11 protein-coding genes are annotated in these 9,349 nt (G+C 34.5%); 7 read left to right on the forward strand and 4 right to left on the reverse strand.

The window, feature by feature from the left end; genetic code table 11:
- Positions 1-10: 10 nt before the first annotated feature.
- Positions 11-1,318, reverse strand: a complete 1,308-nt coding sequence (locus K5783_RS05335) for an ammonium transporter (RefSeq protein WP_297472648.1) — start codon at positions 1,316-1,318, stop codon at positions 11-13.
- A gap of 117 nt (positions 1,319-1,435) precedes the next feature.
- Between K5783_RS05335 and K5783_RS05340 the strand changes: the two genes are divergently transcribed.
- Positions 1,436-1,765, forward strand: a complete 330-nt coding sequence (locus K5783_RS05340) for a P-II family nitrogen regulator (protein ID WP_297472650.1) — start codon at positions 1,436-1,438, stop codon at positions 1,763-1,765.
- Positions 1,766-1,986: 221 nt separating this feature from the next.
- Here K5783_RS05340 and K5783_RS05345 read toward each other — a convergent pair whose 3' ends face one another.
- Positions 1,987-2,568: a P-II family nitrogen regulator gene (locus tag K5783_RS05345; RefSeq protein ID WP_297472653.1), complete on the reverse strand. Its 582-nt coding sequence runs from the start codon at positions 2,566-2,568 to the stop codon at positions 1,987-1,989.
- A gap of 175 nt (positions 2,569-2,743) precedes the next feature.
- On the opposite strand from K5783_RS05345, the gene K5783_RS05350 reads away from it, so the two are divergent.
- On the forward strand, positions 2,744-3,091 hold the full coding sequence (locus tag K5783_RS05350; protein ID WP_109876148.1) for a hypothetical protein: 348 nt from the start codon (positions 2,744-2,746) through the stop codon (positions 3,089-3,091).
- Between the two features lie 23 nt (positions 3,092-3,114).
- Here K5783_RS05350 and glnA read toward each other — a convergent pair whose 3' ends face one another.
- On the reverse strand, positions 3,115-4,560 hold the full coding sequence (gene glnA / locus K5783_RS05355) for a type I glutamate--ammonia ligase (protein ID WP_109876149.1): 1,446 nt from the start codon (positions 4,558-4,560) through the stop codon (positions 3,115-3,117).
- A gap of 210 nt (positions 4,561-4,770) precedes the next feature.
- Here glnA and K5783_RS05360 point away from each other — a divergent pair, with 210 nt between their 5' ends.
- On the forward strand, positions 4,771-4,962 hold the full coding sequence (locus K5783_RS05360) for a hypothetical protein (protein WP_297472656.1): 192 nt from the start codon (positions 4,771-4,773) through the stop codon (positions 4,960-4,962).
- Positions 4,963-5,137: 175 nt separating this feature from the next.
- Here K5783_RS05360 and K5783_RS05365 read toward each other — a convergent pair whose 3' ends face one another.
- Positions 5,138-5,440 (reverse strand): hypothetical protein, encoded by a 303-nt coding sequence (locus K5783_RS05365; RefSeq protein WP_297472658.1) that lies wholly within the window; start codon positions 5,438-5,440, stop codon positions 5,138-5,140.
- A gap of 129 nt (positions 5,441-5,569) precedes the next feature.
- On the opposite strand from K5783_RS05365, the gene K5783_RS05370 reads away from it, so the two are divergent.
- The 4 genes from K5783_RS05370 to K5783_RS05385 all read left to right on the forward strand — a co-directional run.
- Positions 5,570-6,295 carry a PAC2 family protein gene (locus K5783_RS05370; RefSeq protein ID WP_109876152.1) on the forward strand — a complete coding sequence of 242 codons (726 nt, stop codon included), beginning with the start codon at positions 5,570-5,572 and terminating at the stop codon, positions 6,293-6,295.
- A 49-nt stretch (positions 6,296-6,344) separates the two neighbouring features.
- Positions 6,345-7,367 carry a phosphoribosylformylglycinamidine cyclo-ligase gene (gene purM / locus K5783_RS05375; RefSeq protein WP_297472660.1) on the forward strand — a complete coding sequence of 341 codons (1,023 nt, stop codon included), beginning with the start codon at positions 6,345-6,347 and terminating at the stop codon, positions 7,365-7,367.
- Between the two features lie 74 nt (positions 7,368-7,441).
- Complete coding sequence (locus tag K5783_RS05380; protein WP_297472662.1) at positions 7,442-8,683, forward strand: cation:proton antiporter; 1,242 nt, start codon at positions 7,442-7,444, stop codon at positions 8,681-8,683.
- Between the two features lie 62 nt (positions 8,684-8,745).
- On the forward strand, positions 8,746-9,349 hold a 604-nt coding region (locus K5783_RS05385; protein WP_297472664.1), incomplete at its 3' end, for a hypothetical protein.

The following is a 9,349-nucleotide window of genomic DNA, read 5'->3' on the forward strand; positions in this document are numbered from 1 at the left end:
ACCAAAAAATCTATTTTTTTCGGAATATTTCATCCTTTTCCTGTAATTCTTCAGTAAAGGTATCCATATCTAGCATGAACTCCTCCTCATCAGAATAAGCAGATTCTGCGTGTTCACTAATATCAAGTCCTACGTCTTCTACTTCAGGCGAAACCCTAATTCCAATTAGATGCTTCATTACTTGCAGAATTATCCAAGTTCCACCAAAGCCCATTGCGGCTGCAACGCCAACACCTACTGCTTGAATCCATAATTGATCAGGATTACCAAATAGCAATCCATCAACACCACCAGGATTAATCATAGTACTTGCAAAGATTCCAATAGAAAGTGCACCTACAATTCCGGCAACACCGTGAACAGAACTTACATCAAGTGCATCATCAATCTTTAGTTTTTCTTTGAATAGTACAACTCCTGAATATGAAATTACACCAATTGCAATACCAATGACAAATGCATGTTCTGCACTTACAAATCCAGATGCAGGGGTAATTCCAGCAAGACCTGCAATTGCACCGTTAATTGTTGCAACAACAGAAGGTTTTCCTGTTCTTACCCAAGAGAGTCCAGCCCAAATCAAAGCAGAAACTGAAGAAGCCATGTGAGTGACAATTACAGTATTTCCTGCAACTCCACCGGAAGCTGACAATGCACTTCCTGCATTAAAGCCAAACCATCCAAGCCATAATAACGAAGAACCAAGAACTGCAAGTGGAATACTATGAGGAATCATTATGGCAGGACCATAATGTCTTCTTTTTCCAAGTACAATTGCTGCAGCAAGAGCTGCCATTCCAACACTTGTGTGAATTACTATACCGCCGGCAAAATCAACTACACCTAATTGAGATAACCAACCTCCACCCCAAACCCAGTGAACTAGAGGATAGTAAATCAGCATAGACCATGCAGCGATAAATATGATAAATGAACTGAACTTCATTCTTTCAGCAATTGTTCCTGTAAGTAATAATGGAGTAATTGCTGCAAACATCAATTGGAATTTTACAAACAAGACACCTGGAATGGTTGGAGCATACTGTTCTAATGGACCATCAGATGGAACACCTTTGAGAAATACCCAATCCATATTTCCAACTAGTCCCATTGTGGAGTCACCAAAAGATAAACTAAATCCAAATACGAACCACATGACACTCAATAACGCCAAACCAAAAAAGATCTGCATGAAAATTGAGGCTGCGTTCTTTTTTCTTAAAAGTCCAGATTCAAAAAGACCCAATGCAGGGATCATTAAAAGCACAAGACTTCCAGCTACGAGCATCCACGCTGTATCCCCAGAATCAAGTACCATTAATGAAAAAAATTAATTCAAAACTAATAACAATGTCTGAGATTGATTATCATATGAATATCATTTGACCATCAAAATCAGAAATTATATTTGTGTAATAGACAACAGTATAACTAAATGCTCAAAATTGAAGTCATACTTGGCGAAAATGATGTAATGGCAATAAGCGAGGGATTAAAGAAAATAGGAATTGGAGGTCTCACAGTATCCAAAGTTAGAGGAAGAGGAAAGAGACCAGGACCCGAAATTCACGCATCAAAAGGCAGTGAGATCTTTACACCTCAGTTCAATGACAAATATAGAATTGAGGCAATCATTGCAGATGCTAGAGAAGACGAAGTAATAGGAATTATCAAAGAGAATGGCAGAGTTGGAAAAATATTTGTATCTCAGATCTTACGTGCAGTAGACATTGCCACAGGTGACGAAGGAGAAACTACAATTTAGAACCATCATGAATTTGCGCAAAAGTAAATTATTTCACAGAGAAAAGATGCAGCCATTGCAACGTAAAGATTGTCTTAAAGTTGCAGTTATGTGTGGAGTTATTGTTGTACCATTGCTTGTTGGTTTATTTTTATGAAATTCTCAAAAATCGCCATTGCAAAATTAATTCTTGCAGGAGTTGGTATGACTTTGGTAGGATTAGCTTTATTTGGACCGTATATCTAAAAATCACCAAAAGTATTTTCATAAATAACAGTAGGATTCTTTAATTGCTTTTCCATAATAGGAAGTGATTTTACAATACAGTAATTTACAAAATCACTGAATGATTTTATTCTATAATCATCTCTGAGTTTTTCTTTGTTTACTTCATAGACTATTTGCAATTTATGTAAAGTGAATTTCTGTAATGGAACAAATCTACTTCGTTTAGGTATTGGTGTAGATTCTGTTTTTTCTTCTGCAAAAATTTCTAAATCTTGTTTTGCATCAAGTGTTTCCATGTCCACAACTTCTTCCATTTCAGAGACAAAGATTTTTCCCCCATGATCAGATGTAAGACCGGAGTTTTTTGAAATCATTTCTACAACTTTTCTTGCATCCTTGTCTGGCACTACAATCTCAATTTTTGCCAAAGGGATTGATTTTATTCCAGTAGAACCAATGCGAGAACCTTTTGCTTCATCATAAATATCACTGTCATCTAAATTTCGTTTGTCAATCACAAATGTTCCAAGAACATTCAGATTTGTCTTAATAGTAGTGAAAGTTTTTCGCTTGATTATAGCTTCTATCTTTTTCACAAATAATTTTCAAAAAAGGGGCTATTTATGAGAAATGGTCTTTATCAACATCAAAAAATGGATCGTGATAAATTAAAGAAGGAAACAGGCACGAATAAGGTGTAAAAAAACCAGCTAGAAAGACAAGCAAAGCTCAAGTTAAAGACTAATAAGGTAATGTACCGTACAATACGGTATGATGCGAGCAAGACTAACATATGTACCACTAGAAGTGGCAGACCAATTCGGGGATTTTATCATACAAAGAGACGAACAAGTTCTCGATGCAGTAAAAGCAAGAACACGAGATTTCAGTACACTGTCTTTGATAAAGTTGCTATATCAATTAAGAGGAAACCCTATGACATTTTCTGATTTGTATTCAAAGTCAAAAATCAGAATGAAAAAGTCATTTCTGAACTACCTACATCTGTGTGTAGATTACAACTTCATTAAAAAAGAAGCAGTTGGTTCAAACATGATCTATACAATTACAGACAAGGGGCGAACCATGTTGAATCTGTTTATGCAGAAAAGCAATTAAATTTAATTTTTGGATGAATTTAATCAAGCATCTGCATACATTGAAACTTCCCAAGCTGTAGGAGTTTGGGCAAACGCAGTGTATTCTTTGTATTTTATCTCAGAATATGCATCAAGAAAATCTTTTGTAAAAACATCTTCTAAGAAATTCGAATCACTATTTAGAGAATCAAGTGCATCCTTCAATGAAACAGGTAAAGTTCCAATTTTGTATTCTCGTTTCTTTTCGGCAGAAAGTTTGTATACATTTTCTTCAATAGGATTTCCAGGATCAATTTTATTTTTTATTCCATCCAATCCAGCTAGCAGTAATGCGGCTTCTAACAGATAGATATTTGCAGTTGGATCAGGTACGCGATATTCTAGTCTCTTGCTTTTTTCTTGATTTCTATTATACATTGGAACTCTAATTGCAGCAGATCTATTTCCTAACCCCCAGCAAACATTTACAGGTGCTTCAAAACCGGGAACAAGACGTTTGTAAGAATTTGTAGTAGGGTTTGAAATTGCACACAAAGCTGAAGCGTGGTTTAAAATCCCACCAATGTAGTATCTTCCAGTTTGACTCATTTGTGCCTCTTCATCATCTTTATCATACATCACATTCGTTTTTCCATTCCACAAACTTTGATGAGTATGCATTGCTGAAGCATTATCACCAAAAATTGGCTTTGGCATAAAAGTTGCAACTTTATTTTTTCTTTTAGCTTTAACTTTCACCAAATTTTTAACTGCAATTACATTATCTGCCATTGCAATCATCTCATCATATACTAAATTAATTTCACATTGACCCGAAGTCGCAACTTCGTGATGTTCTGCTTCTATTTTTATTCCAAAGTAATTATACAGATCATCACAGATATCTTTTCGAAATCCCTCAAGCGTATCCTTAGGTTGCGATGGATAGTATCCTTCTTTGAGATCTATAGCAGTACTGACATTGCCTTTAGCCCAAGGAGATTCTTTTGATTCAATAGAATATCCTGAACCACCATACGAATGCGTCGCAGCATAGGGGGAAGGATAAACATTGATAGTATCAAATACAAAAAACTCTATTTCAGGACCCCAATTGGTATGAGTTAAACCAAAATCAGACAGTTTTTCAGATGCTTTATTGGCAATTCCTCTAGAATCACGATTATATCTAGACTCTTTGTTCGAATTGCCATCATACAAATCACAGAATATTCGTGCATTTTTCCGATTACCAGGATCATAATCATTTGGGAGAATTTTAAATGACGATGGATCAGGTAGTAAAATCATATCAGAATGATTTACAGATTTGAATCCAACAATTGAACTTGCATCGAGTTTTTCAAGACCATTTACAAAACTATCTTTATCAATTGCATAGCTTGGCATCCCCACATTATGAAGTTCACCAAAAATATCTACAAACCAAAAATCAATAAATGAAATTTTTTCATCTTGTATAGTCTGTAGAACTTGATCGGCATTCAATGTGTTAGGTTAATTTATCAGATTACTAATATGGTTTAGTAAGATAGATTTGTCAAGATAGTCAGGTTAATTCTCAACTAAATAATTGTCAAACAACATATAGGCACATAATAAGTAAAAATGAAAAACAATTGGATCTAAAAAAATTTAGTGTTTAACAACTTTTTTTGTTAATAATACATTTCAAATAAAAAATCACAAAATCATAGTGTGACTCAATCAGAATATGATCAAAAAGATCTAAATAATTACGAGAAATTACAAAACGAATATAAAAAATTGCTTACCGAACATGATGAACTAAAATCAGACAATCCTCAAAATACAGAATTAGAGGAGAAAGTAAAGAAACTCACTGAAAAGCATAAAGAAATTCAAGATTTGTCATCCAAATTATTTTAAGAATTGAACAGTAGTTACTATTAGTGCAAGTAGCAAATAACACATTCTTGGGTGTCAGACATATTCGTATTAAATTACAGTTAACAGTACTAATATTAATTTAGAAGGATATACTTATACCATTTAATTCATAATAGTCATTTTTGAATTTTAATGATTACAGATAGACACAAAATCATAATTTTTCGCATGTGCCACCGGCTTTTTTCCAGCTTTTTCCGCCTTCATTTCGACATTGTGTTTTAGTAACTTTTCTTAAGATTACTCCTTTGCAGTTTTCTTCAGCATAACATGTTCCACGAGGAATTTTAGAATTGGTTTTTTTATGAAGAACCGATTTTTTGTTAGAAACTTTTGTTTTGACTCTGCCTATTGAGAGAGTAGGTAATTTTTTAACAATTTTCTTACGTTTTGAAATTAAAGGTTTCTTTATTTTTGGAGTCTTGGGTTTTCTAATTACAGGTTTACGTATTGACACTGAATCATTATGATCCCATAAGATATTAAATTTTAGAGAAAATTTTTGATCTTATAAAAACTGTCAAACAGATTCTATAAGAAACAAATATTGACAAAAGTAATTAGACAGAACAAATCGACGTAAACAGTGCAGAAAGAATTTCCAGAAGCCGAAATCTTTGAGATAAAGAAAATAGAATTAAACAGTCCGATAATTTTTGCAGGATTTGTAGGTGCAGGTCTAGTAGGACCTCTTGCAATAAACCACATCATTGAGAAACTGAAAATGCAACAAATAGCAGTAATGAGATCAAAATATCTTCCACCATCAACAGTTTTCATGAGAGGGAGACTACGGCATCCATTTAGATTTTATGCAAATCCAGAGGGAACAATATGTGCAATAATTTGTGAAATAACATTGAGAATGGAAGGGTTGTATTCACTAGTAGGAGAAATTTTAGATTGGGCAGAAGAGAAAGGCTCAAAAGAAATTGTAATTTTAGACGGGGTTGCAAGTATAGGACATGATGACAAAGCATATTGTGCAGCTGAAGAAGATTTGGTACGAACCATGGCAGAAAAAGACATCAGTATGATCCCACAGGGATTTATCACAGGAATTCCAGGAGGGATATTAAACGAATGCTTGGTAAGGGAAATCCAAGGACTGACATTATTAGCAAAAGCAAACAAAGTCGCACCTGATTCAGGAGCAGCCGCCACCCTGATTGAAGCACTGAATAGATTCTATGATTTGAACATTGACACAAAACAACTAGAAGATGAGAAAGATAGATTCCACTCAGAATTTAGTGAGTTATCTCAGAAATATGTAGAGCACAGAGAAGAGATAGCTGGAATGTATATGTGATCGAAACAGCAGGCAAATTCTTTTATTCATAGCAAATACGCATCAAATTATGGCGTTAACCTACAAAAAAGCAGGAGTGGACATTTCTAAAATCAAACAAAGTCAGCAAGCAATTGGTAAATTAATTGCATCAACTCATAAACTTCAGAAAAAAGCAAAGATAGCACACGGTTTTGGCCATTATGCAGGAATTGTTGAGATCCCCGGAGGAAAACTTTTGGCAACACACACAGATGGTGTTGGAACCAAAGTAATTATTGCAAACATGATGAAAAAATACAACACAATAGGAATTGATTGTGTTGCAATGAATGTTAATGATGTTATCTGCATTGGTGCAACACCTATCTCATTTGTAGACTATATCGCTGCAAACAAAAATGATGCAACAATATTCAAAAAAATTGTCGAGGGATTAGTGACGGGTGCAAAAAAATCTTCAATGCCGATTGTCGGAGGAGAGACTGCAATTATGCCAGATGTGATTGATGGGAAAGGATTTGCATTTGATTTAGCAGGGATGGTAGTAGGATTAGTAGATAAAAAAGATTTGGTGCTTGGAAATAAAATAAACGTAGGGGATGTGATTGTAGGTGCAAATAGTACAGGAATTCATTCAAACGGATATTCGCTTGCAAGAAAAGCAATTTTAGGAAAATATTCTATAAAAGATAAAGTAAAAGGAATAGGAACAATAGGTAATGCATTGTTAGCGCCTACTGAAATATATACAAATCCAGTACTAGAGATAATTCAAAAATGTAAAGTCAATGGTTTGGCCCACATTACAGGAGGGGCATTTACCAAGCTATTACGCCTCAAGAAAATTGGATATGAGATTGAGTCCCTACCAAAAATTCCACCAATCATGGGATTAGTTGAAGAACAAGGGGTAAAGCTCGAAGAAATGTATAAGACGTTTAACATGGGAGTAGGATTCTGTGTTATTGCACCAAAAGAACAGGCAGTGCGAATTAAATCAATATTCAAAAAACACAAGATACAAAGTCAGGAAATAGGAAAGATTATTCCCAAGAAAGGTGTTTTTGTAAACTCGATAAAAATTGCTTAATTTAACAACAACAAAATTATTTTCAACCTAATTTACCTTATATGACAGATTTTTACAATATTCAGTAAGAGAATATGGTAGAGGCACACTTAATTGAAACAATTATCGGTATAGGAATTCTTCTTTTTGCAGCTAAACTAATGGCAGAGTTATTCCTCAGATTAAAACTGCCAATTGTATTAGGTGAACTTTTGGCAGGAATGATTGTAGGACCATTTGCATTAGGGGCATTTTTTGTAGTAGATGGAAAACAGTTGCTGCAAATCAATGATGAGATACGAATACTAGGAGAGATGGGCGCAATTGTGATTTTGTTTATGGCAGGACTTGAAATGACACCTAAAGAATTCCTAAAGGGTGGAAAAGCATCATTTACTGTCGGTACGCTGGGAGTGGTGGTCCCATTCTTTGCAGGACTCGTGGTTTTTCAAATGTTCGGATTTGATGCATTACAATCAATGCTTATTGCAACAGCACTAACAGCTACAAGTATCGCAATTTCAATTCAAGTTCTAAGTGAATTTGGCAAAATAAAAACTCCCGAAGCTAGACTCATTATTGGCGCAGCAGTTGTAGATGACATTTTAGCAATTGCAGTATTATCAGTAGTGTCATCTATTGCAGGATCCGATGGAGGAATTGACAATATTGACATTTCTGAAATAGTAATAACAATTTTGCAGGTATTAGGATTCTTTGCAATAATGCTTATAGTAGCAGTAGTTGTCATCCCAAAAATAATCACACCACGGCTATGGAAAGCAAAGGGAAGTGTGGAAGGAATAGCAACGGCATCATTTTTTGGAGCAGCAGCTCTTGCAGGGTCAATAGGGCTATCACCTATTGTAGGGGCATTTGCAGTAGGAATGGCATTATCAACTACAAAAGTATTTGAAAAAGTGGAAAATTACATTGGAAAAATTGGATTAATTTTTGCACCATTATTCTTTGCAATTATTGGTGCACAAGTTGATCTGAGAGCAGTTGATTTGAATATTTTGATATTAAGTGGCGTAGTTATTGTAGTAGCAATTGTCACAAAATTGTTTGGATGTGGATTGCCTGCAATGATGTTTTTGAAAAGCAAACAGCAAGGAATGCGAGTAGGAATCGGAATGATCTCAAGAGGAGAAGTAGGGCTGATTGTTGCTGGAGTAGGAGTAACTGCAGGAATTTTAACATCTGAAGTTTATTCTACAATCATAATCATGGTAGCAGTGACAACTATTATCACACCAATATGGTTAAAGATGGAATACAGGAAAGAGCAAAAAAGTGGTTCAGCACCTAGCGAACAAAATATCGAGCAGAAATAAGAATAAAGTCTTAGATTATATAGAAAATTCTTTATGATAAAATATGATTTTAGAGAAGAAATTTGCAAGGGGAAATGGCTATAGATTATAATGAATTAACAAAACAAGTTCTCAATTTGTATCCTCAAGTGAAATTTGCCGGAGTTGTAAATATGAAAGGAGAAATTGTTGCTGGAGGACATAAAGAAAATGTGGAGCAACTGTTAGTAGGGGATGAAATCAACATGTCAATTCATTATGCATTACAAAAAAGAGATCTCTATACAAATCTGGCATACAAGATTGGTCATGAAACATCTTCAATTACTGAATTTCAAAAAGCTGCAATTATCAGCGTTCCAATTAATTCTAATGAATTATTTTTAGTTAGAACAGATAATGGGACAGATTATCTGAAAATAGTTGATCATATTCATTCAAAACTAGATCCTCAGAAATACATTCGAGATGAAATTAAAGCTATTGAAAATGAAATCAATGAATTAAAAAATCTCAAAGAAACAAAATCAAAGAGAAAACCAGCTAGAAAGAGCATAGCAAAGAAAAAGGTGGTAAAGAGAAAACCAGCTAGAAAGAGCATAGCAAAGAAAAAGGTGGTAAAGAGAAAACCAGCTAGAAAGAGCATAGCAAAGAAAAAGGTGGTAAAGAGAAAACCAGCTAGAAAGA

Origin of the sequence: Nitrosopumilus sp., assembly GCF_025699125.1 — an archaeon.
In the GTDB taxonomy this organism is placed as follows: Archaea; Thermoproteota; Nitrososphaeria; order Nitrososphaerales; family Nitrosopumilaceae; genus Nitrosopumilus.